Below are 25,637 nucleotides of genomic sequence, written 5' to 3' on the forward strand. Positions count from 1 at the left end.
CAGCTGGACGATACAAAAGCGGAAGCGCCTTGAACAGCCCCGACAGGCAAATGTTCCGGAGCGAAAAAAGGCGCTCTTCCTTTTATTCGCTTCGGGTTATTTGACCCCGAGGGGCTAGGCGCTGCAGCTGGACGATACAAAAGCGGAAGCGCCTTGAACAGTCCCGACAGGCAAATGTTCCGGAGAGAAAAAAAGGCGCTTTCCCTTTTATTCGCTTCGGGTTATTTGACCCCGAGGGGCTAAGTCCGTTCCAGTGGGTACTGTCCCTCAGGAGCTGCAGCTGAATGTAAACACCATAACTAAAAATTCCCTTAACAAAAGAGGTACCTCCCAATCCAACGGGAAGTACCTCATTTTTAATCTTTCATGGCTGACTTCGAACTCTCCTAATAAGACAGGTCTTTAATGGATAACCCCACACGTTTCAGGAGTTCGATTGCTGTATCCTTTTCCTCATTATCAAGTACGGACATGAGCTTGTGAATCTGCTGTTCATGGCGTGGAAATAACTCACCAATGAAATCTTTTCCCTCTTCTGTAATTTGGGCGTACGTCACTCTGCGGTCATTAGGGCAGGCCACCCGCCTGATCAAACCTTTTTTCTCGAGTTTGTCGACCACATAGGTGATACTGCCGCTTGCCAGAAGGATCTTTCCGCCGATTTGCTGAAGAGGCTGATCACCTTTATGGTATAGCAGTTCAAGAACGGCAAATTCAGTCATATTCAAACCATTATTTTGGATAAAGACCTGGACATCCTCGTTGATTGCCTTAAAGGCACGTGATAATACAATAAACAGCTTCAATGATTGTTCAATATCTTTTCTGTCTTCCATAGCTATCATTTCCTTCTAATATAGTTGTACCTATTTTACTACTTTCCAGTTATGGTTAACAGCCGCTTTCACCGTTTTATGTTTTAGAAAGTAGTTCGCCAGCATTTCCGTCATATCAATCTGGCTCGATTTGGTAATGGGACGGTTCTTGAACATTGGATATTCTCCCCCGCCGCCTGCACGGTAATTATTCATTACCACTTCATATTTTCCTTCCATATCAACAGGGTTGCCGTTGTACTCCAGATTTTCAATCCGGCTCCCGATCTCCTTGCTGATATTGACTGTATACTGAATGCCTTCCCACATGTCATAGTTGTAATGCTGAGGCTTCGGTACTGAAAATGCAGGGTTAATAATAACTTCTCCACTTTCATCAACCAGAAAATATGAAGCGGACCGCTCCAGTGCTTCCTTCATATCTTTACCGCTGATTTCGATTGCTGTTAACGTATTGGGGTATACATAATTTGAAACGATATCCCGCATGGTGACAGTATTGGGAAGCCCTTTTGCAGAGTTATTGAATAATGCTGTATTGGAGATTTTCACACCCAGGGCATCCATCTGCACCTCATTGATAAATTCGACCAGCGGATGTTCCTCCATTCTGGCCTGAACCGGGTCTGAAATGGTCATATCCCCTTCTATAAAGCCAATCGGCTGATCGAGCCATTCCTGGGTATAAGTTTCATACTTATTGACCAGCTGGAGGACTTCTTCATCCTCTTCTTCAACGCCTACTGGAAGAAGCTCTGATTTTTTATCGATTATATTCCATCGTCCTGTACTCTTCTCCAAGACTATATCCGCCTTGCCAACATATTCCCCATTGAACCCAGGCTGTAAAATCAGGACACCGTTAACTGTTCCTGTTAACTGGCGGTGTTGATGTCCGGTTAAAAGTACATCGATTCCCTGTATCTCTGTACACATCCTGTATCCTTGATTCTCACTGGTGTGAGGCTCAGTCGGTTTTCCTGATTGCGGATCGTTTTCGAATCCTCCATGATAAGAAACAATTAGAATATCGGGTTCTTCCTTTTTTCGAATATGGTCCACCCAAAATTTCGCTGCTTCAAAAGCATCATCAAAAACCAGTCCATGGATATGCTCAGGGTTTTCCCAATTGGGTATATAGTGAGTGGTCACACCAAGTACTGCTGCCCTCAATCCATTATTAAACTCTTTTATAATGTAGGGCGTTCCAAAGTAAGGCAATCCGCTGGAGTTATCAAGTATGTTAGCTGACAGCCAAGGAAAAGATGACTGATCCGCCGCTCCTTTAATGACTTGGAGACCATAGTTGAATTCATGATTCCCGATTACGGCTGCATCATACTGAAGGTGGTTAAGTACTTCAACCATGGGATTGGGTTCGTCACCCATAAACTTTACATAGTGATAGGTAAGAGGTGTACCCTGTATGATGTCACCATTATCTATTGTCAAAACATGTTCATTTTCACTTTTGAATCTTTTTATGATCGCTGCCGCCTTGGCCAGACCAAGAGGCTGAATTTCGTTCGTTCCATAATTAACAGGAAATATGTTCCCATGAACATCACTTGTCTCTAATATTGTTACTGTAATATGTGACATCATTTACCTCCAGCATTCTCTCATAAATATATTGTATCAAATTTCACTGCGGATTGTACCATATACATGATCGCCATTGTCAAACATGCCTCATAATGGTTTAAGTTAGAGCTCTTTTCATAGAGTTTATGATTTTCTCCAGTCTATTTTTATTTCCGAAGATCTCCTTCAACTGCAGAGAGTCTTTATAAAAGGCTGTTGTCGCAAAAATTGTTGCTTTCGAAAAAATCCCAAGAACCGGTTTTCCCATGGATACTAAGGGTATTCATTCTGATTGGGGATTGCATCTCATTTCTTATCTTGTTAACTAGGTTATTCCGGTGAATTAAGTTTGTTTTTTCGGGAATGAGTATTAATTAGCCACAAAGTTTACGAAAAGAGCCTTATAAAATGTAAAAAGGCTGCCCAAGGTATGACCCTTCATGGACAGCCGTAACATTAAACGATTCGTCTCCTGATTGCTGAAGAAACAAAATCAATGATAGTAACCACAATTATGATGACAAGAAGGATCAAGCCCATTTGTTCCCAGTTTCTGTTCATCTGGGCAAACTGGATTAATGTTCCGATACCTCCTGCCCCTACAATACCAAGAATGGTAGACGCACGCACATCAATTTCAAAACGGTAGATAGCATAAGAAAGAAACTCTGGAATGATTTGCGGAATGATTCCATGAAATAAGATCTGGATTTTGTTTGCTCCGCTTGCTTCCATGGCTTCCACTATATTGAAATCAATTGATTCCAGTACTTCCGAGTAAAGCTTACCCAGCATTCCTGTCGAACCGATTGCAATGGCCAGGACCCCTGCAAAAGGATTAGGACCTACCGCTACGACAAAAAGAATGGCCAGAATCAAGTCTGGAAAGGCCCTGATGGCGCTCAGAATCCATTTGCCAATTGTGGTAAGCACCTTGCTATTCGTCATATTGGAGGCTGCAAGGAAGCCTAGGGGGATTGCTAAGATGGCAGCCATTAAAGAGCCGGCAAAGGCAATATATAATGTTTCCACCATCGCTGTCCATACCTTACCCATCGCACCCCAATCAGGATCGAAAAGCTTAGGAATGACCCTGGTGAAATTACTGGACATCCGCTCCAATGCCCTTCCCCAATCTATATCGATACCCATGAAAGTCCAGACATATATAAGGACTACTGCCAGGAAAATGGCCCATTTTTTAATAACGCTGGCAGGCGAACGTTTTTTCTTAGGAGGCAGTACCATTTCCATTATACAATCGCCTCCCTGATTTTCGTACTAATATATTCAATGATGACCACCACTGCAAAGATGACCAAGATAATCAACATCGCATTAGGGTAGTTATAGAACTTAAGCTGCTGACTGAGCACCAGCCCGATACCCCCAGCTCCTACAAGGCCCAGTACAACAGAAGCCCTTATGTTAATCTCGAATACATACAAAACGAATGATGTGAATTGAGGAAGGACCTGCGGAACAAGCGCGAAGGAAATACTTTGCAGAGTATTGCTTCCCGACGCCTGCATTGCCTCAATTGGATTCATATCAACAGATTCTATGGTTTCACTGATTAATTTTGCAAGGATGCCCAAGGAGAATATGATCAATGCAACGATACCTGGGAAGATCCCTATACCGAACAGCCCTACAAAAATGACAGCCAGGACCATATCCGGAATGGTACGCAGGATATTCAAAATACTCCTGACAAAGGTATATACAAACTTATTGGTAGTAATATTCTGGGCAGCCAGCAAGCTTAATGGAATACAAAGGATTGACGCTATCGTTGTGGCTACAATTGCCATCTGGATAGTTTCAGCCATCGGTTCTACTATATGCTGAAATGCTTCAAAATTAGGAGGGAAGAATTTCACTATAACTCTCCCCATATTCGGAATCCCCTCTATTAAGTCAGGTAAAGTGGCATTCGTCTTGATAGTACTTAAAATATAAAAACCTATTATGACTGCAAAGATGGCAGACAGCCGTGCTTTCGCCTTTCCAGGAAGAAGAGAAGGCGAGAAAGTTCCTTTTTCCTGAACATGCTTCACTCTTCCACACCTCCGCGCAAATCGTCTTCGCGAATCGCACGACCATAAATTTCCTCAAAGGTTTTTTCCGTTACTTCAGAAACCGGTCCGTCAAATACAACTTCACCAGCCCTCATACCAATGATCCGGTCAGCGTATTCCATTGCCATGTCAATAAAATGAAGATTGACGATCGTCGTGATATTATCTTCTTTATTGATTTTCTTCAAGTAAGTCATCACCTGATGGGAAGTGGGAGGATCCAATGAAGCGACTGGCTCATCAGCTAAAATGTACTTAGGCTTCTGGGTAAGAACACGGGCGATACTTACCCTTTGCTGCTGTCCGCCACTCAGTTCATCTGCACGATTATATAGTTTTTCCTCTATATTGACACGCTTTAGGCTTTCATAGGCAAGCGCGAGGTCTTCTTTTTTAAATAGATTAAAAACGGAACGCACTGTACCGGTATACCCTAATCTACCAGCCATAACATTTTTCAATACATTGGAGCGTTTGACTAAGTTATAATTTTGAAAGATCATGCCTACTTTTGTTCTAAGCTTGCGCAAGTCCCCGCCCTTGTACTTTAAAATATTCTGCTTGTCGACCAAGAGTTCACCTTCTGTCGGTGTAACCAGTCTATTGATACTTCTAATGAATGTAGATTTCCCTGCTCCCGATAGACCAACGATCACTACAAATTCACCTTCATTTATTTTGACACTGACATTCTTCAGCCCTTTGGTACCATTTGGATAAACTAGTGAAATGTCCTTGAACTCAATCATGATGTGACCCCCTTCAATCCTGAAAAAATAGAATAATATAATATAAGTGCATATTTTAGACATGAAAAAGGGGGAAGCAACCTCCCCCTAGATTGCAATTCTATTAAGTTGAAGATCCTATATTAGAAAGAAATAGAATCTTTGAATTTTTCGTAAGTATCTTTAACCACTTGGTATTCTTCATCACTTGCTTCAGTGATTTCATCCCAGCTGTATACTTCGTTCATAATTTCGATCATTTCCGGATCTTCGTTGAAAGAAAGGAATGCTTCTTTAATTTTTTGTTGGAACTCATCATCCAGTTCTTTAGTAACGGAGATTGTGTCATTTGGAATATCAGTTGTATGTCCGATGACTTTAAGTTTTTCCTCGATATCAGGATATTCTTCAGTTAAAGTAGTACGAACATCGTCAAAAGTCGTTGCTACGTCAGCGTCACCTTCATATACAGCGATAGCTGCTGAATCATGTCCGCCTGCTTGGATTCCGTCAGAGAAAAATTCTGTTTGTAATGCTTGAGCACTTTCGATATCAAATTCTTCCATCAATTGTGCTGCAGGGAATAAGAATCCAGAAGTGGATGCAGCATCAGGGTAAGCCCAGATTTTGCCTTCAAGATCTTCAAGAGATTCAATTCCAGAATCAGCTTTTACTACATATTGTGCTTTATAAGTACCGCTGCCATGACGAACTGATTTAAGAATGACTTCAACATCGTATTGCTCGTTTGCCAAAACATAACCAAACGCCGGAATGAATCCAACTTGTACTTCGTTAGAACCCATCGCTTCAATAAGAGCAGTGTAATCAGTCATTGTTTTTCCTTCTACTTCTACTCCCAATTCTTCACCTAAACGATCAGCTAAAGGCTGAACAGTATCCGCGATTGTTTCAGAGTCCTGAGAAGGGACAAAGCCCATAACGATTTTATCTGGTGTTTCCTGGCCTGCTGTATCACCATCACCGTTGCTTCCTTCATTTGAAGCATTGTTATTGCCATTGTTCGTACCGCAAGCCACTAGTGCTGCAGCCATCAAAAGTACTAGCATAAAACTGAAAAACTTTTTCATTCTCTTTTTTCCTCCCTAGAAAACTATTTCTATCACGTTACAAATTTATTATGACTTACAACTGTAATTTCCGCTATACTATTTTGATTTTTTTTACAATTTCTTTATACTTTTAGTCGATTTTTAGGTTTAAATGTATGAAAAATACTTTTTTCAGTAGTTATTATGATGCATTTTTACATAGTCTTCATATTTGCTTTACAGAAAATAATGAGAAAAGCTGTTTAAAAAGAGTAATTTAGCTATTTCCATTAAGTACTTAACCAAAGATAAAAATCAATAAGGGAGCTGCTGTTGTTTTCAATGCGGCTATTAGTTTATTGCTTAAAAGCTGACATCCACCAGTTTTATTATTATTACTTCGTGGGTCGTCCTCCAGCCTCGTAATCCCTGCAAACGCAATTGACGGCACTTTTACTAAGCCTGACAGAGAAACTTAGTTATATTCTGACTCAGAATCATAGAAATACTTCATCCCGCCCAAATAAAGAGTCCCCTATTCAGGGACTCTTTATGGATGCTGTTCAGCGCTTTTTATATAATTCATCTCTTGATATTTAGTGATCAACTTATCCAGTTCCTGGCTGCTTTTAACAGTTCTGGAATCGTTCAATCCATACTCTATACCTATTTGAAGCATTGCTTTTTGCTTCTTAGCGATTCTGTATAGGATAACTTTTTCGCAGACTTTATCAAATGGAATTGTCATTGAATTTCTCACCTTTCTTCTCTATGAAATTTCATTGAATTCTCATTCATAAATTTATGTACTTTTGAAGTATCCCAACTTCAGATATAAAAGTAAATAGAATCGCTAAAACAAGACAAAATCCTCCAGACTTTTTTGTCGGAGAAGCTTCAATATGACGAAATACGACAAATCCCCCGTTCTACTTCAAGGAACAGGGGAATCTCCAAAGTCAATCGATGGATGCCCACATTTCCACTGGGTTCACTTCATAGATGCCATTTTCTCTATACATATAATGATTAATGATGAATTCCCTTCTGATTGTGGCATAATCATCGTGGAATTTTTTTATGTATTCATTAATCTCTTTTTCTTCATACTTTATGCCCGGCTTAAGCCCTTCCATAAGATGCTCGAATACAAATAGTTTCTTTTTCCTCTGGGCAGGAATCCCTTTGAGAGTTCCGTCATTAGAAAAAAAGTTATTCAGGACCTTTTGTTTTTCCAATTGTCGTTTTTCCATTTCTACTTCATCTCCTTTCTTTTCTTCAGCCATATTCAAAAGCACATTGGCATGGTGCTGTATGACTTTTTTGTTCAAATGGTAATACAGCGAATTTTTGTCTCTGAGAGAATAGACAAGATTGATTTCCCTTAATTTTGTCAAGTGATGCGAAATGGTGGGTGCTGTAAGACCCAGCTTGCCCGCGATAGCTAAGCCATGCAGAGGCCCTTCTTTTAGAAGCATAATAATTTTCAGCCTCGTTGGATCTCCCATTGTTTTATGAAAAGAAACTTGTTTATCGAGCTGCATGCTGTCCTCCTATAGATTCGACATTCATCTAATTTGATTATTATCTAAATAGATTAGTTTGTCAATATCTTAATGAGACATTTACCTAATGGAGTATTAAGCCCGCATCAGCATGACTGAACGAATTACCCAGTTCAGCTGCGTTTTCTGCTTTATGCTGGAATATAAAAAGCCCCTTCTGTAAAAGAACAAAAAAAAGCCTCAACATTCGTTGAGACTTCACTCACTATAACTTTATATTTTCAACCTGAAGCAGTATTTCCTTCTTGTCCAGCTGTTTACCGGCATAGCCAGTCAGTGTGCGGTTCTTACCGACCACTCTGTGACAGGGGATAATAATTGGCAGTTTATTCGCCTTATTGGCTTGTCCAATTGCCCTGACAGCCTTGGGATGCTCGATCCCGTCTGCGATATCCTTATAGGTGCGTGTACTTCCAAAAGGAATTTCACAGAGGGATTTCCACACTTTTTCCTGAAAAGGAGTTCCCTTTAGCTTCAGGGGCAGATTAAAATTCTGCCTTCTTCCAGAAAAATATTCTTCCAATTGCACCGAAGTCTCTTTAAGGATATCATTTTGACTCTGTGACTCTGGATCAGTAACAAATTCTACTTTCGTGAGGCATTCATCTTCTGCTGTAATCCTTAAGTTTCCTATGGGACTTGATACTACCATGCTTTCCGTCTTCAATGATCTCATCCTTTCTTGCTGGGAAAATCGATGTGGAAAGTTGTCCCTTTCCCTAATTCACTTTCCACCTCCACGATACCTTCATGTTCTTCCACTATTTTGAAGGTTACCATCAGGCCAAGCCCGGTTCCCCTTTCTTTGGTTGTGTAAAAAGGCTCCCCGAGTTTCTTGATTTTTTCTTTCGGTATCCCGATTCCCTCATCAGATATGGATATCCTCACCATGTTTTCATCTTTTTTCGATATTGAAATGGTAATGGTTCCACCCTTTGGCATCACTTCTATCGCATTCTTTACTATATTAATGAAGACCTGTTTTAACTGGTTTGGTTCGGCAAACATAGCAGGAAGAGACCCGTCATATCGTTCCTTGAATTGTACATTATGCATCACTGCCTGCGCATTTAAAAGCTCCAGAGTATCCTTCATTATTCTTGACAGGTCTGTTTCTTGATATTGCACAGCTTGGGGCTTTGCCAATATTAAAAACTCAGTGATGATCGAATCAATCCTTTGAAGCTCTGATTTAATGACTTGGAAATACATTTCATGGTCATGGCCCATACTGCTTTCCAGAAGCTGGATAAACCCTTTCAGCGCAGTCATGGGATTTCTGATTTCATGGGCAATTCCGGCTGCAAGCTCTCCGACAACAGAAAGCGTGTCGGATTTTCTAAGCTGATCCTGCAGTTCCACTTCTTCCGTTATATCTCTTATAACCGTTAAATTCAAGTTGGAAAGCAAATTGTACTTGGAAGACAGCTCAAGATGCTGATGCCGCTCCTCATCAATTTTGATCAATTTAATATAGTTGGCGTGGCCGTCTTCCTTTAACTTCAATTGATATTGGTGATATTCATCATCTTCATTCTCTTTAATCATGAAAATATCCTTAATATCACTTCCTATCAGTCTGTCCTTCTCTATTGACAGAATTTTCAAGGCTACCGGATTGGCATCGACCACCTGGCCTGAGTGGTTGGTAAGCACCATTCCATCGAGAGTTCCCTCAAAAATTTTCCTGAATCGTTCTTCGCTTTCTCTGAGGCTCTTCTCCATCTGATGCCTCTCACTAACATTCCTGAAAATCGTCATATTATATCCATCAACAGAGTGGAGCTTTGAGGTGAATTCCAGATGCTTCAATTGGTTGTTTGGCATAAGGAACAACACCTCATCGCGGACAGCCCCTTTCACTTTCAGCTCATGGGTAACAGATTCGAATTTATCCATTTCCAATGGATACACAAAGTCTTCAATCTTCTTTGTCAATATTTCAGAAAGGGTGCACTCGAATATTTTTAAAGCGGAACGGTTGGCACGAAGCATCCTTCCATCTTGATCCCACAGGACGATAGCATCAATCGCTTCTTCGAATAGATCTTTAAACAACTCTTCGCTCCGTTTCAGCTGAATTTCCATCTGCCGTTTTTCTGTAATATCCCTCAAGATGGCCATATGAAGCTCATGATTCACATATGGGGTGGTGGTGAACTCAACAACTGATATCCCTTCAGAGTGGTTGATAGGCATCTCCCCACGCGCCTGTCTTCCTGAATCAAGAAGCTCCTTGATTTTCACAACTTTATGGTGAAAGTTTTCGGGAATGAAAGATGAGACCCCTCTATTGAGTACATCTCTTTTTTGTAGATTCACCTGCTTGCAGAATGCCTGATTGACTTCTTTTATATGTCCCTCCTTATCAAAAAGGATGATTCCTTCTGCTGCCTGCTGAAAGATATTATTCAGCATGTGCAGATTCATGTGGTCATTTCTCTGCTTTTCCCGTTCACTCGTTATATCTCTAAGAAAAAAGAAAGCATAATCACTATGTTTGATTTTGGTTATTTTTAATTCAATGTGCTTGATTGTCCCTGCTGCCGTAGTCATCAGCGTCTCATCTTCTATTTCCCCTCCTTCCCTCACCGCATTTTCATATTGTAAAAGGATAGGAGATGGAACCGCTTGAAAAAAACGGACAAACGACTGATGAAGCAGACTGGTTCGATCCATTTCCAGCAGGTCCAATGCTGATGAATTGGATTCAATGACTGTCAAATCACTATCAACAATCATTATCGGGTTAGGAGATGCAGCCAGAATCCCCCTGAAATCTATCTTATCCACTGAACTTAGTTCTTCATCAGTTTTGTGTACTGGTTTGTTGGTCATTACTCTTTCCTCCTATTTACCTTGCATCTATACCTTTAATAATAGTATCTTTCTTCTGTGTCAATGAGTTTACAAGTCAATTTCAGAATATATCGATTCAGTTATTTATAGTTTAAGAAACGGGTGGAAGGGTATTTTTTAGTTATATTTTTGGTATTGTAATGAAGAAGTTTTTACTGTCTATTCTCTACAAGGATCATTTGACATAAAATCCCAAAAATATCTTTTAGTGATTTCTTCCAAATACTTCTAAGTTGGTGAACAACATGCAGACAAAAAGAAATTATTACTTTGATAACGCCAAGGTTATCCTGATTTTCCTGGTGGTATTCGGCCACTTTCTTCGTTCATTTATTGAAAACGATCCATATGTTTTGGCATTGTATAAAACGTTGTATACCTTCCATATGCCCGCCTTTATCATTGTTTCAGGGTTCTTTGCAAAAGGGTTTTACAAAAAAGGCTATATACCAAAATTATTTAAGAAACTGATCTTGCCATACCTTCTGTTCCAGGTAATCTATTCAATTTATTACTACTTCCTATACAACAAGAACAGCTTGACTATCGATATCTATAACCCTCAGTGGTCACTGTGGTTTCTGCTGAGCTTGTTCTGTTGGAACGTCCTGCTTTATCTCTTTGTCAGGAAGTGGAAGTTTACCAGGAATCACGCTTTATTCATAGCTTTCTTTATCGGGATTAGCATCGGGTTTATTGATAACGTGTCTAACTACCTGAGCCTTTCCAGAACATTTGTCTTTTTTCCATTGTTCCTGCTGGGTTATTATCTGAAAAAAGAGCACTTTTCTATGCTCCAGACAAATAGATTTCGAATTGTTTCCGTCGTCATACCGGCCGCTGTATTCATTTTCATGTTTATGGTCCCCGAATTTTCAGATAAGTGGCTTCTGGGTTCCAAATCATATGAGCAGCTCGGAGGGAAAGACCTTTTCAGCCCGCTGGCAAGGTCGAGTGTATATCTCTTAAATATCATCATGGCTCTCAGCTTCTTTTCACTCGTTCCTAAGAGCAGGCATTTCTTTACTAAATGGGGCGCAAGCACACTTTATGTTTATTTGATACACGGCTTTTTCGTTAAATTCTTCAGAGAGAGCCCTTATACGGACCTCCTGCCTCCGGCTCAGTCGATATTCCTTTTAATAGGCGCATCATTTATGCTGACCATACTGTTATCCAGCAGGCCTTTGACTTCTTTGACACAGCCGCTGATAGAGTTGAAAACCAGCAAACTCTCCCGCCTGTTGAAAGATCTTAAATCTGTTAAAAAGAAATATACCGAGGATATGAAATACTGAAAAGCGAAAGCTCATTGGTCAGCGGGTTTCGGATTGTCACCTCATGGGATAAAGGAACCACGATGAACAAAGGTGTTCATACCCCAAAAATAAAAATTTTTATACTGCTTCACACAAAACCAAGACCGGCTGCTGCCGGTCTTCTATTTTTATACATATTCTCATTCTCTCTTCCAAATTCCTTCATATATTTTGGAAATAGGACAAAATACTGAATAACATTGAGTTTGGGGCCATGCTTGGGTACAATGTTAAAGTACGTTTGGTGATACACAGACCATAGCACACCAGTGGTCTTCAAATGAGCTGCACAATTCACATGAAATAGTTACCTATAAAGGAGTTTATAAATGAAGAAAGCTGTTTTAAGTACACTAAATGCCAAGTTCATCCACACGAATTTGGCTATCAGAAATTTAAAGGCATTTGCAGAGCCCGAGCACCTTGTCGAAATCTCGGAATATACCATCAAAGATCCCCTGATGAACATAGTTTCTGATCTCTATACCCGAAATGCCGATGTGATTGGATTCAGCTGTTATATATGGAATATTGAAGAAACGATAGCCGTGGTGAGAATGGTGAAAAAAATCTCTCCTGAAACGGTCATTATTTTCGGGGGCCCTGAAGTTTCATATGATGTCCCTTATTGGATTGAACGGCTGCCTGAAGTCGATTTCTTTGTAATCGGAGAAGGGGAAGAAACGTTTAAAACTTTACTGGAACAGATTTATGGCGATAAAAATTGGGATGAAGTGAATGGAATCGGTTATTTACTGGACGGCAAAGTAAAAATCAACCCTCAAAGAAATAAGCTTGATTTAAGAGAGCTTCCCTCCCCGTTCAGGTTTGAAGAAGACTTAAATGACCTTTCTAAACGTGTCACTTATATTGAAACAAGCAGGGGCTGCCCTTTCCGCTGCCAATTCTGCCTTTCCTCCATAGAAGTAGGTGTCCGCTATTTTGACAGAGAAAAAGTCAAAGACGATATCAGATTTCTTATGAAAAATGGAGCAAAGACGATTAAGTTTGTTGACAGGACCTTCAATATCAGCAGAAGTTATGCCATGGAAATGTTCCGTTTCCTTATTGATGAACACCTTCCTGGAACAGTGTTTCAATTTGAAATTACGGCTGATATAATGCGTCCTGAAGTAATCGAATTCTTAAATAATGAGGCGCCAGCGGGATTATTCCGATTTGAAATCGGAGTTCAATCAACCAATGATGAGACAAACGACCTCGTCATGAGAAAACAGAATTTCAGCAAGCTTACTAGAACGGTCACCATGGTTAAAGAGGGAAAAAAAATCGATCAGCATCTTGATCTAATAGCAGGGCTGCCCGAAGAAGACTACCAATCCTTCCGAAAAACATTCAATGATGTTTTTGCCATGAGACCTGAAGAACTTCAGCTTGGCTTCTTAAAAATGCTCCGCGGGACTGGTTTAAGGATCAATGCCAATAAGCATGATTACATCTATATGGATAATGCTCCCTATGAAATCCTGGGTAATAATGTCCTCAGCTTTGACGATATTGTAAGGATCAAGCAAGTGGAAGATGTATTGGAAAAGTACTGGAATGACCACCGTATGGATCAAACAATTGAATATCTGGTTATGCATGTGTTCCAGACGCCTTTTGATTTCTTCCAAAGCTTCGGTTCATATTGGGAGGCGCGGGGATGGTCCAGAATCGGCCACCAGCTTGAGGACTTGTTTAAGAGGCTTCATGAATTCCTCTCGGTGAATAATCCGGAATCACTTCCAACCATCGAAGCGATCATGAAGTACGATTATTTAAAAAATCAGCGCTATAAGCCAAGAAAAGCCTGGTGGCATTCTCAGCTGGATAAACGCAGCCGTTCTGACATCTACCAGATGATCCTTAGAGACCCGTCTATTTTCGGAAGCCGCTTTAGTGATTTGGGGCTTAATGAGAAGGATCTCCATAAACACACTCTTCTTGAAAAACTTCCTGTTACCCCGGGAGATTCAGGATTTGAAGCGGACCCATGCTGCCTTCTGGCTTATTATGACCCTGCCACGGGAGCTGCTCAGCTCTTTACTGCTGATGAGACTACACTATTACAAGAACAAAATTAGCTCTAAATCAAAATAGCGTCAATGGACGAAGCCAGTGAAAATGTCCGACAAAAACTTAAAAAGGCAGAATCGTTAACTTCAAACAACGATTCTGCCTTTTTCGCTTCAGGTCCCAAAAAGAGTTTTGATCTCAGTTCAAGGTGGGCAACGCCGCTGGGGTGGCGCACTGTCCCCTTAGTGCTTTAACATATTGAAGAGAACTTCGGTCTGTCATTCTGATATATCCACACTTCTTCGATATCCCTCTATACTTCCAATACTGCGCTCAGCACTTTTTCTTGTCTTCTTGTTTCTTGTTTGCCTCCGGAATTTCAAAATGTTTGCTAGCATTGAAATCACCAAATTCCATTCCGAATTCTTCTTGAAAATCTTGCTTTTCTGATGATTTAGGTTCACGGTTATCTTTCATTATTCATCCTGCCTTCTCTTCCATGTTTTGAATTTCTGTTTTTCCCTTTTGCCGGATTTTCGTCTTGAGCAAACTCAGCACTGAAGTCTTTCTGCTCAGCCAGATTCTTTCTCGGAGTTTTGTTGTTTATATCTGCAGCATCGAATTCAGCTTTTCTCTTAGCCATGATGGTCAGCTCCTTTTTCATATGGATAAATTATAGTTTTTCCTTTTCCCTTTTTTCATGCAGTTTGAAGAGTTCTTCTCCGCACACTGACATGCGAAAAATTACCACACATTTTCTTTTATATCCGAGAGAAGATAACAGTAGTAACAAAATACTTTTTTGAGGAGGGAATCCACAATGGCTAGAAATTCAAATAAATTATTAGTTCCTGGTGTAGAACAATTCATGGACCAGGTAAAGTATGAAATTGCTGAGGAATTTGGAGTTACACTAGGTTCTGATACAGTTTCCCGCGCTAATGGCTCTGTAGGCGGAGAAATCACTAAACGTCTTGTAAAACAAGCTCAAACTCAACTTAGAGGTCAATAATTGAATAGTGAGTGGATAAAAAACAAGGCTGCCAATTGGCAAGCCTTGTTTTTAGTTTCCATTCCCTTTACCCTTGTTTTTGGGGTGATCGTGGTGATCTTGGTGATCTTGGTGATCTTGGCGTTCGCGTTTATCCTCTCTCTGCTCATTTTCCTTTTTCCGATTATCTTTTTGCTGTTCTTCTTGTTTATGATGGCCGTTGCTGCCATTGCCGTTTTTCTCTTGCTTTTCAGGGTGATTGGAATGCTTTTTATCTGAAGCAGGAGGTCTATTTCCATTGCCATTTTTCTTATCATGCTTGTCCTTATTCTTTTCAGCTCTGTTTGTGGAGTTGGTATTATCACTTTGAGGATGTGACTTCCCTTTATTTTTCTCTGCTTGTTTTTCTTTTACATGTTCCGGCCTCTTGTCTGCTGCTGCCGCCGGTATTTCTTCAGGCTTCTCTTTACCAGAGTCCTTTTTGGGTTCTTCGTTTTTCAGTGGTGAAACGGGCTTCTTTTCTTTTACTTCCTCGGACTCTTTCTCTTTAAGCGCTTCTTCCTTCTGATTTATTAACTGTCCGGAGGTCATACCTGCTTTTGCCGCTTCATCTCTTACTTCAAAGCTGGAATCGATTAAAGAAATATCAACAGTGTCTTCTTTGAATTTTTTCATTGAGAACTCTTTAATTGCTTTCTCAATGGAGCTAATATCCTTCGTTTTTGCTTCTTTTGTAAAAACAGTCGTGAGGGTTACCCTTTTCTCTACATCCATATAGCCCTCTTGGGAGCTCAGGTCAATTATCTCTTCGGTAATAGTGATAATGGATTTCCCTTCTGGATCAGCCATTTGCTGCAGCATTTTTTGGGCTTCCTCATTGAAAGCTTTAACATCAACTACCTCTTGATCTTGGTCTATGCTAAATTCAAAACTCGGGTTAATATCGACTGAAACATAAGCATAAACCTCTGGCGCACTTGAAAATGGAAGAATAATGAATAATAGCATCAGTAATGCTGCCGCCCCAGAGAGAACAGGTTTAACACGAAGCCTCTCTTTCAGTTTTTGAAAAAGGCCAGGACTGCTTCCTTCATTGAATTGAGGAAAAAAGGTCAATTCCTCGCCAATTTCATATTGAACAGAAGGCTGTTTTTTGTTTTGACAAACTCGCCTTCAGGAGTCATCATGATGATCGTATTGGGTTTAACCTCCATAACAATCCCTTTTTTCATTGTTTCATCCGCCCTTTTAGATAATCCTTTAAAAAATGAAAATCACCCATGATGATAATGGAAATAGCAATAATATATTTTCTGTTTCGCTCAATGGTTTTTCTGCTGAAACCCACTTGCTTTTCCAGCTGCTTAATCGGCAGCCTCTTCTTTTCCTGCAAGTATTCTAAAAGAGAAGGCGTGGAAACCACTATTTCAGCTATAGAAATAGCATTCACTCTTGCGTCTTCATGTTTAGGAGAATTTTTTACCAGGTCATCGAAACTGAGAGAATAATCTTTTAATTTTTTGTAAAAGCTGCAATCTCCTCTTTTCTATCTGCAGCTTCATTTCCCCTCGTATACTCTTCCAATGACAATGCATCAGTAATTGTGTTCCAGGTTTCGCCTTCATCACTCTCGGCATTTGCATCCACACTGATGTTTTGATGCCTGCTATTGACTCTGATATAGTCAATGACTTTTCTTTTTATAATCACTTCTGCAAAGCTCAGAAACGACGTTCCGCGCTCGCTGTTATATTTGTAAATAGCGTCATGAAAGGCTATAAGACCAATGCTGAATTCATCATCACTCTCAAATATGTACCTTTTGCACACAGAAGACACTGTTTTCTTTATATATGGTTTATAATCTTCCAGCACCTGATTCAATAATTCTTCGTTCCCGTTTTGAATTAGGGCTGCGAAAGCTTCCAATGTCTCTTTTTTATTCTTTTTTGCCAAAAAGATCAATAATATATTCAGCATCAGCCTCACCCCACTCCGGCCTTAATTATATCATGTTAAAAGAAAAGCTGAAGGCAAATGAGTATGGAAAAGGCTGCCTCTTTTCATCCCGGAGGATCAACTCAGCAGAGAGAGGCAGCCATCCTTGACTAATGTCTGTACAGTTAAATTCTATATATTGTTAATGATTGCCATTCCCTTTGTTCTCTTTATTACCATGGCCTTTTTCTTTACTTTCTTTATGCTCTTTCTTATCTTTATGTTCTTTTTTCACTACTGCTGCCTCACGCTCAGCCTTTTGTTCTTCACGTTCTGCTTTCTGTCTTTCTTTTTCAGCTTCCCTTGCTGCTTTCACTTTTTCCTTTGCTGCTTCATGCGCTGCTTTTTGTCTTTCTCTTTCCGCTTCACGTTCTGCTTTCACTTTCTCTTTCTCAGCTTTTTGCTGTGCAGCTGCTTCTTTGCGCTGCATTTTTTCCTGTTCTTTTTCTGCCTTTTTCACTGCAGGTACTGAAGTTGAAGCCTCAATGTCCTCTGCAGAATCTTCCGCTATCCCCTCTTTAACTGCAGGTTCTTCCCTTTTCTCTTCAATAGTTTCCGCTTCAACAGTTTCAGGCTCCGTTACTGCTTCAGTTTCTTCTTCAAGATAAGCTTCTTCTTTTGCCTTTTCTTCTGTTAACTTTGCGATTTTTTTGGAGAGTTTTGCATAGCTTTTTTCAATATTCTTTTGAAGTGCTGCTTTTGCTGCAGGATTTTTCACTTTTTCCATCGCCGCTTTAAGGGCAGCAATATTTTGCGCCATCATTTCTTCCACCTCATCAAGGGAATCTTCTTGCTCTCCTTCATCGTCCTTTTCAACGTCCTCTTCAATCACTTCGTCCAGCTGGTTGTCCTCTTCGGTTACTTCTTTCTCCTCTTCGACAGCAGACTCCTCCTGAGTTTGAGCCTCTTCCATTCTTTCAAGTGCTTTTTCTATTGCTTCTATCGCCTCTTCTTCTTCGCCCGCTTCGAATAAGGCCTGAGCTTCTGCAAGGCGCTCCGCAGCAAATTCGGCTAAAAATTCGGCTTCTTTCACATTATCCGCGGTAAAAGCAAGCTTCACTTTTTCTAATGCAAGCTTGGCAAAATAAAAGAAATCTCCCGGCACCAACGATGGGGACTCTTCTACTTCTTCCAAAGATTCCAATTCTTCTTGCACTGAATCATTAACAGCTTCATCATTCAAAATGATATCGGATTGTTCTTCAGTCACTTCTTGGAAATCAACTTTTTCCAGTGTTTCGGTATCATTTCCGTTTGCATGCGCAAGCGTACTTGAGAATGAAAAAGTTCCTGCTGCGAGAATAGCTAATGACGTTCTCGTTACTTTTGAATATTTCGACAATGTGTTCACCTCATAGATTGGTTTCGAGCGATCGCTTCACTACAAGGTTACGGAAATATCCAAGGGCTTGTGGGGGTAATAATATTCTTTTTATTTAGATTAGATCATTTGGGTCGATAGTTGGATTGTCGAGTAGGCTAATTACTTCATTAAGAAATTCTTCGGACCCATGTTAATACGCATAGCCTTCATAACCATATTTAAAAAGGAACAACAAGAAAAGACCTTAGGCCTGATTCAGGCAAAAGGTCTGTTTACTGTCATAAGGGGCTGTAGTTTTTGCTGCCATTTTTTTAGAATTTCAGCTCTTTCATAACTGAGTATCCTTTCATCTTCCACTCACTATCAGGTAGATCGCTGTAACACATATTTAAGAAACAGCCCTGCCGCGACACCCGGCAATACACAAAGCATCGGAAAGAAAATCGGGCCTATGAAGACTTCATTAATAAAGATTTTGGGAGATACCATCAGTCCTGTAGTCACGGTATAAGCGGTGAAAACAAAGGGCAGATAAGCATACTGGCCTTTTTCCCCCTCGGCACTCTTATAGGCATCCCACATGGCAAACATATATAAACATGGATAGAACATTAGCCACTGGTAATCAATCACTTGTGCAGATAATCTGGTTTCTCCTAGAAAACTCAGACGGATAGCTTCATTAAAGTTACTCTGGACATTTATTAAAAATTCCAGGGCTACAAAAAATATGCCTTTAATGACTGAATTTTTTAAAAGTTGCGGAAAACCTGGAAGTGCTATACTCCACAAGATGGCTTCGAGCTTACTTATCGTTTTATTATGCATCCACTCTCATTCCATCTCCTCCAAAATGTTTCGCTATCCATAGTTTGCACAGAGATGGAACTCTTATTACTTTTATTTACATTTACATAGGTAAGAAGAAGATTCTTTAATCCTTTTTCTATTTCTAATCCACCGCCACATGATATTGCGGATCATCACGATTCTCTTTATAGAACTTAACCATGCTCCCGAGTGTTTCGAGAAAGTCAGTGCAGGCAATTCCTGAGGAGCTTAAATGCTTCAATGCCAATGAACAGTCAAAAGATCCATTCCAAGAAAAGTAATCAAGTGCTTCTTTTTCAACCTTTAAATATCTTCTGACTGGTGAAAATCCTAATGAGACAGAAGCCAATGAAAGCGGTATTTTTCCTGCCGGTTTTTTTCTATTCAACTCCCAAAGGATCGAACTGTAAATGTCTTTTACTTGATAAGGATGAGGGTCCGTTAAGTGATAGGTTTGGCCAATACCCTCAGGTAAATGTCCCAGAAAGATTGAAGCACCTGTAATGTATTCAACCGGAACAATATTCACATAACTTTGGCCTTCACCTATAGCCGGTATGAATGGTAAAAATGACAGACGATGAAACATATTCATAATAAAATATGGTCCGTCAAACTTGCTTGTTTCACCTGTATCTGATCTTCCTTTCACGATTCCAGGACGAAGTATGGTGACAGGAAGTTTTTCTTTAAGTGGATCCACAAGGCATTCTGCCTCAAATTTAGTTTCTTCGTAGTGATTGTGAAAGGAAGAAGGTCTTATAAGTTCTGTTTCCAAGAGCCTGCCTTCCCTGTTTCCGGCAATAAAAGCCGTACTGAAGTAAACATACCTTCTCAAATGGGGAAGCTCTAAACAGAAACGGTTGATATTTTCCGTGCCAGCTACATTCACTTTATAGGCATCCTCATAGGCAGCGGACAAGTCGTATATCGCTGCCAAATGCCAAACGTACTCAATTTCCTCCTGTAATTTTTTTCGTAGAGATGATGGCAAATTCAATCCTTCCTTAGTGATATCTCCTTCGACAAGAATGATTCTCTTGCTGACTCCCTTTTCCTTTTCAATCTTATTTGCCTCAAGGATTGCCTTTTCTTTCATGGAAGGTATATGAAGACAATAAAAGATATCTTGATCGTTTATCATCTCCTTGATCAATTCTATTGAAATAAATCCCGGAAACCCTGTAAAGAAGTAATCAGCCATTTCCCCGCCCCTTTTTCATACTATTCTAATACTTCAATTCAAAAAAACAGCCTCAAGAATGAACGGATGGCCATTGTCCAATCTTGAGGCTGCTTCCTCAGAAACTTCTTGCTCTATTTATATGCTCTTCTTCTTCTCTTCATTCTTCTAGTATTTTTATCAAAGAGGCTGTAAACCACCGGGATGACATAAAGTGTTAAGAGGGTAGAACTGATCAGTCCCCCAATGACCGTGATTCCCATTGGCTGATTGATCTCGGTTCCCTGGCCGATTCCCAATGCAAGGGGAAGCAGTCCAAGAATCGTCGTCAAAGCAGTCATAAGGATAGGTCTCGCCCTGTCCTTTACAGCTTCAACTATGGACTCATAGCTGTCAATACCGCTTTCCTTCTTCTGATTGATATAGTCCACGATCACAATCGCATTGTTTACAACGATACCAGCAAGAACAATGACCCCTATGACAGAGGATATACTTATCGGTGTCCTTGTAATTGTCAATGCCAACGCGACACCAATGACCATCAAAGGTACAGTGAACATGATGACAAAAGGATATTTGAATGACTCAAACTGAGCAGCCATCACAATATATACAAGAATGACCGCCAGCGCGATGGCAAGTATCATATCATCTATTGAGTCTTCCAGCAGCTCTCTGTCGCCGGAAAATACAACTTCAGTCTCTTGAGAAAGGTCCAGGGAGGCAATCTCTTCATCAACAATTTCAGAAATGGATCCAAGGTTTGTCTCTGATGAATATTTTAAAGTGAATTCCACAGAACCCTGCTGGTCTATTCTTTGAATGCTGACAGGTCCATCTTCTATACTGAAATCCACCACTTCATCAAGCGCAATGAATTCTCCTTGCGCATTCTGTAATTCAAGTTTCTTCAAACTGTCAAGATTCTCCGTTATCTCCCTGTCATATCGTACAAAAACCGTATAAACATCATCATTCTCAGCTACAATCTGAGTTGAAGGGACTCCCCTGGTAATATCGTTGACTGTCTGTGCTATTCCAGCCGGCGTAAGCCCTTCTTCCAAAGCAGCTTCACGATTAACTTTCATCTGGACTTCCTGAATCAACTCGTTTTGATCTGTCTCCACATCCGTTACATATTGAGCAGATTGAAGCCCTTCCTCAATTTTTCCAACCGCTTCTTCCAGCCTAGCACTGTCAGTGTCTCTCACATTAAACGTCAGCGTCTGGGGACTCTGCCCTGATGTCGACTGCAGGTTAAACCCGATACTCGCTGATTCATTTTGAGAAAGTGCGGCATCCTCCAAACGGGGCTTTAAGTCATCAACCAGTTTAAATACGGAAATATCACGTTCTTCCAAAGGCTTCAGCTTGACGTACACTTCAGCAATGTTCCTGTTTGACTGCCCCCTGAATGATTGCTCCTGATTCGTACCAGTCAATGAAACATAAACGTCAATCGCTTCCTCTTTTTCTAATTCATCTTCTATTGCTTCCACGACACTATTGGTTTCTTCCAAGGAAGAACCATTTTCCAGCTTAACGTTCATATTGAAGAAGCCTTCGTCGGTCGGAGGCAGGAATTGGGTGCCGACTGTCGTAAGACCCAATGCCCCTCCCGCCAGGAAGATAGTAGTAATTAAAAGAACCGCCCATCTATGTTTCAGCGACCAATGGAGGCTCCTCTCGAAAGAATTCATGGATTTGGAACGCCTTCTAATAGCCTCATGGTTTCCTTTAGGTGTTTTCAACATTCTGCTTGCCAGCATTGGTATGACTGTTAAGGCCACAACCAATGAGGCGAATAAACTAAATGATATCGTTAATGCAAACTCTGTAAATAACTGTCCAATCAACCCTGAAATAAATACAACTGGCAGGAAAACAGCAACCGTCGTCAAGGTGGAAGCTGTGATGGCCGCCGCGACCTCCTTCGCACCATCTCTTGCTGCCTGTTTGGAATCCTTCCCCATGGAAAGGTGGCGGTAAATATTTTCAATCACCACAATCGCATTATCCACAAGCATTCCAATTCCCAATGCCAACGCACCAAGAGTCATGATATTCAGCGCGAAATCTGCGAAATACATTAAAACAAAAGTCACAATAACGGAATAAGGAATCGCCACTCCGATAATCAGCGGACTTTTAATATTTTTCAGGAACAAAAACAATACGAGCATGGCAAATGCTCCCCCAAGGACCAGCGACATCGCAATATTGCCAATGGCGTCCTTAATATAATCTCCCTGGTCAAAAAGGATATCTGCCTCAATGTCTTGATAACGTTCCTGCTCCAGCAGCTGATTCAGCTTCTCCTGGAAAGCAGTGGACACGTTTGCAGTGTTGGCATCAGATTCCTGGAGGACACTAAGAAGGACAGCATCTTGTCTGTCTGCTCTTGTAATGGTGTTACTCTCCTGTGCCCGTTGTTCTACATTCGCGACATCCTCCAGGGCTATATTATCACCAGTTTGAGGATTCTTACCGATTACAAGCCCGGCGATTTCCTCTGCATCTCCCAGCTGGCTAACAACCCGTGTCGTAAGAGTTTTTTCACCAGTTGTAATGGTATCCCCCGGCGTAGTGATGTTGTTGGCCCTTATGCTGTTGACTATATCACTTTGGGTCAGTCCGAATTTTTTCAACTCATCCTGTTCCAGGTCGATGGCTATTTCCTGTTCATTGACACCAGAAACATTGACGCTCGCTACCCCTTCAGCTTTTGTCAATTCCAACTCCAAATCCTGAGCAAGATCCTGCAGGTTCTCCCCGCTTCCTGTTTCCTTTATCGAAACTTGGATGATCGGAAACTGAGATGGATCAAATTTTAAGAAACGAGGATCCTGTGCATCATCCGGAAGAGGTGCTCCATTCAACCTTTGAAGGACCTCATCTTGTATCTCATCTATGGAGGTTGTCCAGGAAAACTCCAGCAAGATAAAGTTTGAGCCTTCCCTTGAGGTGGATTGGATGCTCTTGATTCCAGGCAAGGTGGCCAGGGTATCTTCGAGCGGTTTTGTCACCTTTTCAACTACCTCAGTCGGACTCGCACCTTCATAGGTAGTAACGACAACGCCAACCGGCGGATTGATATCAGGTATGAGTTTAAGAGGAATCCTCAAAAGTGAGACCCCGCCTAAAATCAGTATCAAAAACATTGTAACAATAGTAAAAACCGGTCTCCTAATAGAAAAATCGCTTAATTTCATTCATTTTCTCCTTCCCTGACAAACGGGCAGCCTTAGTAACAAACTACGGCTGATTTCTTTAGTTACACTTACTATAATTCTTGTCTCATGGACTATCAACATTTTAGCATTTCAAGTGTTCTAAGCGTTTTTAGTATCGGAAAAAAACTAGAAAAAGATACCAAATAATACCTCCGTAATTGGTGGGGAAATACCTGGATTTGCAGGTGAATGAGGAGGGAGTTCGGCCGACTGGAAATGGCATTTACTGAATCAGGTTGCAGCTTGCATGCATGGTTTCCAGTTTTGGCGTCTGCAGAGTCTGTTAAAAAGCATAAAAAAGAAGAGGCTTAAGATGCCCCTTCAAAAGATTACTATTAAACCATAACTGGAACTTTGGGTTCTCTCATTGGTCTCCCAATATAAAATCCCTGCCCGAGATCTATGCCCAACGACTGGCAATACTGAAGCTCTTCTTTTCTTTCAATGCCTTCCGCCAGCACACTAATTCCTAATTCCCTGGAAATGCGGGCTGCCTCTTTCAGGAAGGACTGTTTACCTTTGTTATGGTCACAATCTTTAATGTAAGAACGATCGATCTTCACATAATCCGGTTTCAACTGGCTCAGCATTTCCAAGGTTGAAAATCCTGCACCGACATCATCGAGTGCCACTTTCATGCCCTCTCTCCTATATACCTCAAACACCTTTTTCAAATGTTCTACATCTTCTATCCGTTCTGTTTCCACCACCTCAAAGACAAGATCAGCAGGGTCCACATTATATTTCTCTACGTAACTAAAGGTATGCTGCAAGCAAAATTCCGGATTATAAATTGTAGAGGGAAGGAAATTAATAAAGCTTTTGATCCCTCTTTGGAGGTGATCTTTCCTGCATCTGATCGCCGTCTCTCGTGCCCTTTGGTCTAAAAATGAATGAAGCCCTGTTTCATCCGCTGTTTGAAATAAAGCTCCCGGTGAAATATCCTTTTCTTGGTCTCCGGATCTTAACAGCGATTCATACCCAAAAAGCTCCTCATTCTTCAACTCAATTATAGGTTGAAAATAGCTAACCAATTCTCCACTTTGAATAAATTCCACTTCATCGCGCTTGTCCATCCGGTTTTTCAAATCTGCAAAGGGAATCATCCTGATATTTTGGCGCCTCGCTGAAACTCCAGCTCTCCAGGAGTTCCCCGACACAACTCTCTCCAATTCCTGCAGCATCATCATCAATTCATTATATTCCCTGAAACTAAATTGATATGTATGCGTTGACGTGTGTTCCCCTGAAAAGGAGAGGCTGCCAATATTAAGTCCTGTTTCCCCTTGGACCGTCAAAAACCCTCGTTCATAGAAAGAAATCGATATCCCGCAATTAATGCATGTGTTTTCCATCAGCACTCTTCTCCTGTCCAGTCAATTTTAAATGTGCAATCTATTACTTTTTACCTATTTCAGTCTATCATTAATGTGGTGAGTAGACATAATATGTTCCCTTGAATATTGATTATTTTTTGTTTGGGTGGTGAATTTTGGTTTTTGATGGCTTTCTTGGGAGCTCTTTCCTGCTGTTTTGAAAGTTCTTGGGTTTCTAAGAGCTTACTTTGGGCCTCTTCCCTGTGATTTTCGAGATTCTCGGGTCCCTTGAGACCTCTCCCTTGCAAATTTCAATGCTCTTGAGTCTCTAAAAGCTTCCTTGAAACCTCTCCCCTGCCATTTTCAAGATTCTCGGGTCTCTAGAAGCTCCCTTGAAACCTCTTCCCGGCCATTTCCAATGTTCTTGGGTCTCTAAGAGCTTCCTTGAGACCTCTCTCCTGCCATTTTCAAGATTCTCGGGTCTCTAGAAGCTCCCTTGAGACCTCTCCCCTGCCATTTTCAAGATTCTCGGGTCTCTAGAAGCCTCCTTGAGACCTCTCCCCTGCTATTTTCAAGTTTCTTGGGTCTCTAAAAGCTCCCTTGAGACCTCTTCCTTGCTATTTTCAAAATTATCGGGTTTCTAGAAGCTTCCTTGAGACCTCTTCCCTGCTATTTTCAAGATTCTCGGGGCCTCTAGAAGCCTCCTTGAGACCTC

The 25,637-nt window shown here is 40.8% G+C and carries 22 protein-coding genes and 1 pseudogene; 3 read left to right on the plus strand and 20 right to left on the minus strand.

All coding sequences use genetic code 11. The features are described 5' to 3' along the window. Positions 1–386 precede the first annotated feature (386 nt). The 10 genes from B9Z54_RS06860 to B9Z54_RS06905 all read right to left on the minus strand — a co-directional run bounded on the left by B9Z54_RS06860 (position 387) and on the right by B9Z54_RS06905 (position 10,684). Positions 387–845, minus strand: coding sequence for a MarR family winged helix-turn-helix transcriptional regulator (locus B9Z54_RS06860; protein ID WP_275887794.1), 459 nt, complete (start codon positions 843–845; stop codon positions 387–389). A 21-nt stretch (positions 846–866) separates the two neighbouring features. After that, positions 867–2,441, minus strand: a complete 1,575-nt coding sequence (locus B9Z54_RS06865) for a bifunctional metallophosphatase/5'-nucleotidase (RefSeq protein ID WP_113927706.1) — start codon at positions 2,439–2,441, stop codon at positions 867–869. Between the two features lie 435 nt (positions 2,442–2,876). Beyond that, the gene (gene phnE, locus B9Z54_RS06870; RefSeq protein ID WP_113927707.1) at positions 2,877–3,674 is read right to left on the minus strand and encodes a phosphonate ABC transporter, permease protein PhnE; all 798 of its coding nucleotides are present in this window, start codon (positions 3,672–3,674) and stop codon (positions 2,877–2,879) included. Then, positions 3,674–4,480 (minus strand): phosphonate ABC transporter, permease protein PhnE, encoded by an 807-nt coding sequence (gene phnE / locus B9Z54_RS06875; RefSeq protein WP_113927708.1) that lies wholly within the window; start codon positions 4,478–4,480, stop codon positions 3,674–3,676. The genes phnE (B9Z54_RS06870) and phnE (B9Z54_RS06875) overlap by 1 nt, the downstream gene beginning before the upstream one ends. Further along, complete coding sequence (gene phnC / locus B9Z54_RS06880) at positions 4,477–5,250, minus strand: phosphonate ABC transporter ATP-binding protein (RefSeq protein ID WP_113927709.1); 774 nt, start codon at positions 5,248–5,250, stop codon at positions 4,477–4,479. Before phnC ends, phnE (B9Z54_RS06875) begins: the two co-directional genes overlap by 4 nt. A gap of 122 nt (positions 5,251–5,372) precedes the next feature. Next, on the minus strand, positions 5,373–6,320 hold the full coding sequence (phnD, locus tag B9Z54_RS06885; protein ID WP_113927710.1) for a phosphate/phosphite/phosphonate ABC transporter substrate-binding protein: 948 nt from the start codon (positions 6,318–6,320) through the stop codon (positions 5,373–5,375). A gap of 511 nt (positions 6,321–6,831) precedes the next feature. Continuing rightward, the gene (locus B9Z54_RS06890) at positions 6,832–7,029 is read right to left on the minus strand and encodes an aspartyl-phosphate phosphatase Spo0E family protein (protein WP_113927711.1); all 198 of its coding nucleotides are present in this window, start codon (positions 7,027–7,029) and stop codon (positions 6,832–6,834) included. A gap of 211 nt (positions 7,030–7,240) precedes the next feature. Further along, positions 7,241–7,825 carry a DUF2087 domain-containing protein gene (locus tag B9Z54_RS06895; RefSeq protein WP_113927712.1) on the minus strand — a complete coding sequence of 195 codons (585 nt, stop codon included), beginning with the start codon at positions 7,823–7,825 and terminating at the stop codon, positions 7,241–7,243. Between the two features lie 226 nt (positions 7,826–8,051). Next, positions 8,052–8,498 carry a methylated-DNA--[protein]-cysteine S-methyltransferase gene (locus B9Z54_RS06900; RefSeq protein ID WP_481747783.1) on the minus strand — a complete coding sequence of 149 codons (447 nt, stop codon included), beginning with the start codon at positions 8,496–8,498 and terminating at the stop codon, positions 8,052–8,054. Positions 8,499–8,518: 20 nt separating this feature from the next. Then, positions 8,519–10,684, minus strand: coding sequence for a PAS domain S-box protein (locus tag B9Z54_RS06905; protein WP_113927714.1), 2,166 nt, complete (start codon positions 10,682–10,684; stop codon positions 8,519–8,521). Between the two features lie 266 nt (positions 10,685–10,950). On the opposite strand from B9Z54_RS06905, the gene B9Z54_RS06910 reads away from it, so the two are divergent. Both B9Z54_RS06910 and B9Z54_RS06920 read left to right on the plus strand, forming a co-directional pair. Continuing rightward, the gene (locus tag B9Z54_RS06910) at positions 10,951–12,003 is read left to right on the plus strand and encodes an acyltransferase family protein (protein ID WP_113927715.1); all 1,053 of its coding nucleotides are present in this window, start codon (positions 10,951–10,953) and stop codon (positions 12,001–12,003) included. Between the two features lie 350 nt (positions 12,004–12,353). After that, entirely contained in the window at positions 12,354–14,111 is a 1,758-nt protein-coding gene (locus tag B9Z54_RS06920) for a B12-binding domain-containing radical SAM protein (RefSeq protein ID WP_113927717.1), read from the plus strand. A 265-nt stretch (positions 14,112–14,376) separates the two neighbouring features. Here B9Z54_RS06920 and B9Z54_RS25220 read toward each other — a convergent pair whose 3' ends face one another. Together B9Z54_RS25220 and B9Z54_RS25225 are read right to left on the minus strand one after the other, a co-directional pair. Further along, positions 14,377–14,520, minus strand: a complete 144-nt coding sequence (locus tag B9Z54_RS25220) for a hypothetical protein (protein ID WP_205207685.1) — start codon at positions 14,518–14,520, stop codon at positions 14,377–14,379. Next, on the minus strand, positions 14,510–14,686 hold the full coding sequence (locus tag B9Z54_RS25225) for a hypothetical protein (protein WP_205207686.1): 177 nt from the start codon (positions 14,684–14,686) through the stop codon (positions 14,510–14,512). The genes B9Z54_RS25220 and B9Z54_RS25225 overlap by 11 nt, the downstream gene beginning before the upstream one ends. A gap of 177 nt (positions 14,687–14,863) precedes the next feature. On the opposite strand from B9Z54_RS25225, the gene B9Z54_RS06925 reads away from it, so the two are divergent. After that, on the plus strand, positions 14,864–15,055 hold the full coding sequence (locus B9Z54_RS06925) for an alpha/beta-type small acid-soluble spore protein (RefSeq protein WP_113927718.1): 192 nt from the start codon (positions 14,864–14,866) through the stop codon (positions 15,053–15,055). Positions 15,056–15,106: 51 nt separating this feature from the next. Here B9Z54_RS06925 and B9Z54_RS06930 read toward each other — a convergent pair whose 3' ends face one another. From B9Z54_RS06930 to B9Z54_RS06960, 8 genes and pseudogenes are all read right to left on the minus strand, one after another. After that, entirely contained in the window at positions 15,107–16,042 is a 936-nt protein-coding gene (locus B9Z54_RS06930; RefSeq protein ID WP_162785119.1) for an anti-sigma-I factor RsgI family protein, read from the minus strand. A gap of 104 nt (positions 16,043–16,146) precedes the next feature. Then, positions 16,147–16,266, minus strand: coding sequence for an anti-sigma factor domain-containing protein (locus B9Z54_RS24725; RefSeq protein ID WP_162785120.1), 120 nt, complete (start codon positions 16,264–16,266; stop codon positions 16,147–16,149). After that, positions 16,263–17,014 (minus strand): annotated as a pseudogene (gene sigI / locus B9Z54_RS06935) (RNA polymerase sigma factor SigI). The gene B9Z54_RS24725 and the pseudogene sigI overlap by 4 nt, the downstream one beginning before the upstream one ends. Before the next feature lie 160 nt (positions 17,015–17,174). Then, positions 17,175–18,374 (minus strand): DUF5667 domain-containing protein, encoded by a 1,200-nt coding sequence (locus tag B9Z54_RS06940; RefSeq protein WP_113927720.1) that lies wholly within the window; start codon positions 18,372–18,374, stop codon positions 17,175–17,177. Positions 18,375–18,719: 345 nt separating this feature from the next. Then, positions 18,720–19,184, minus strand: coding sequence for a hypothetical protein (locus B9Z54_RS06945; protein ID WP_113927721.1), 465 nt, complete (start codon positions 19,182–19,184; stop codon positions 18,720–18,722). A gap of 124 nt (positions 19,185–19,308) precedes the next feature. Next, positions 19,309–20,391 carry an SDR family oxidoreductase gene (locus B9Z54_RS06950; RefSeq protein WP_113927722.1) on the minus strand — a complete coding sequence of 361 codons (1,083 nt, stop codon included), beginning with the start codon at positions 20,389–20,391 and terminating at the stop codon, positions 19,309–19,311. A gap of 113 nt (positions 20,392–20,504) precedes the next feature. Further along, positions 20,505–23,585 (minus strand): efflux RND transporter permease subunit, encoded by a 3,081-nt coding sequence (locus B9Z54_RS06955; RefSeq protein ID WP_113927723.1) that lies wholly within the window; start codon positions 23,583–23,585, stop codon positions 20,505–20,507. Between the two features lie 356 nt (positions 23,586–23,941). Then, complete coding sequence (locus B9Z54_RS06960; protein ID WP_113927724.1) at positions 23,942–24,961, minus strand: EAL domain-containing protein; 1,020 nt, start codon at positions 24,959–24,961, stop codon at positions 23,942–23,944. Between the last annotated feature and the right edge of the window lie 676 nt (positions 24,962–25,637).

Origin of the sequence: Bacillus sp. P14.5 (assembly GCF_003316765.1) — a bacterium.
Classification (GTDB): domain Bacteria; phylum Bacillota; class Bacilli; order Bacillales; family Bacillaceae_B; genus Rossellomorea.

Coding starts and splice junctions, on each gene's coding strand:
- B9Z54_RS06900 (WP_481747783.1), bottom strand. CDS start 8,498: ATGGTAGTATCAAGTCCCATAGGAAACTTAAGGATTACAGCAGAAGAT.
- B9Z54_RS06920 (WP_113927717.1), top strand. CDS start 12,354: ATGAAGAAAGCTGTTTTAAGTACACTAAATGCCAAGTTCATCCACACG.
- B9Z54_RS06960 (WP_113927724.1), bottom strand. CDS start 24,961: ATGGAAAACACATGCATTAATTGCGGGATATCGATTTCTTTCTATGAA.
- phnD (WP_113927710.1), bottom strand. CDS start 6,320: ATGAAAAAGTTTTTCAGTTTTATGCTAGTACTTTTGATGGCTGCAGCA.
- B9Z54_RS25225 (WP_205207686.1), bottom strand. CDS start 14,686: ATGGCTAAGAGAAAAGCTGAATTCGATGCTGCAGATATAAACAACAAA.
- B9Z54_RS06895 (WP_113927712.1), bottom strand. CDS start 7,825: ATGCAGCTCGATAAACAAGTTTCTTTTCATAAAACAATGGGAGATCCA.
- B9Z54_RS06910 (WP_113927715.1), top strand. CDS start 10,951: ATGCAGACAAAAAGAAATTATTACTTTGATAACGCCAAGGTTATCCTG.
- B9Z54_RS24725 (WP_162785120.1), bottom strand. CDS start 16,266: ATGAAAAAAGGGATTGTTATGGAGGTTAAACCCAATACGATCATCATG.
- B9Z54_RS06930 (WP_162785119.1), bottom strand. CDS start 16,042: ATGCTATTATTCATTATTCTTCCATTTTCAAGTGCGCCAGAGGTTTAT.
- B9Z54_RS06955 (WP_113927723.1), bottom strand. CDS start 23,585: ATGAAATTAAGCGATTTTTCTATTAGGAGACCGGTTTTTACTATTGTT.
- B9Z54_RS06865 (WP_113927706.1), bottom strand. CDS start 2,441: ATGATGTCACATATTACAGTAACAATATTAGAGACAAGTGATGTTCAT.
- B9Z54_RS06945 (WP_113927721.1), bottom strand. CDS start 19,184: ATGCATAATAAAACGATAAGTAAGCTCGAAGCCATCTTGTGGAGTATA.
- B9Z54_RS06925 (WP_113927718.1), top strand. CDS start 14,864: ATGGCTAGAAATTCAAATAAATTATTAGTTCCTGGTGTAGAACAATTC.
- B9Z54_RS25220 (WP_205207685.1), bottom strand. CDS start 14,520: ATGAAAGATAACCGTGAACCTAAATCATCAGAAAAGCAAGATTTTCAA.
- phnE (WP_113927707.1), bottom strand. CDS start 3,674: ATGGAAATGGTACTGCCTCCTAAGAAAAAACGTTCGCCTGCCAGCGTT.
- B9Z54_RS06905 (WP_113927714.1), bottom strand. CDS start 10,684: ATGACCAACAAACCAGTACACAAAACTGATGAAGAACTAAGTTCAGTG.
- B9Z54_RS06950 (WP_113927722.1), bottom strand. CDS start 20,391: ATGGCTGATTACTTCTTTACAGGGTTTCCGGGATTTATTTCAATAGAA.
- B9Z54_RS06890 (WP_113927711.1), bottom strand. CDS start 7,029: ATGACAATTCCATTTGATAAAGTCTGCGAAAAAGTTATCCTATACAGA.
- phnC (WP_113927709.1), bottom strand. CDS start 5,250: ATGATTGAGTTCAAGGACATTTCACTAGTTTATCCAAATGGTACCAAA.
- B9Z54_RS06860 (WP_275887794.1), bottom strand. CDS start 845: ATGATAGCTATGGAAGACAGAAAAGATATTGAACAATCATTGAAGCTG.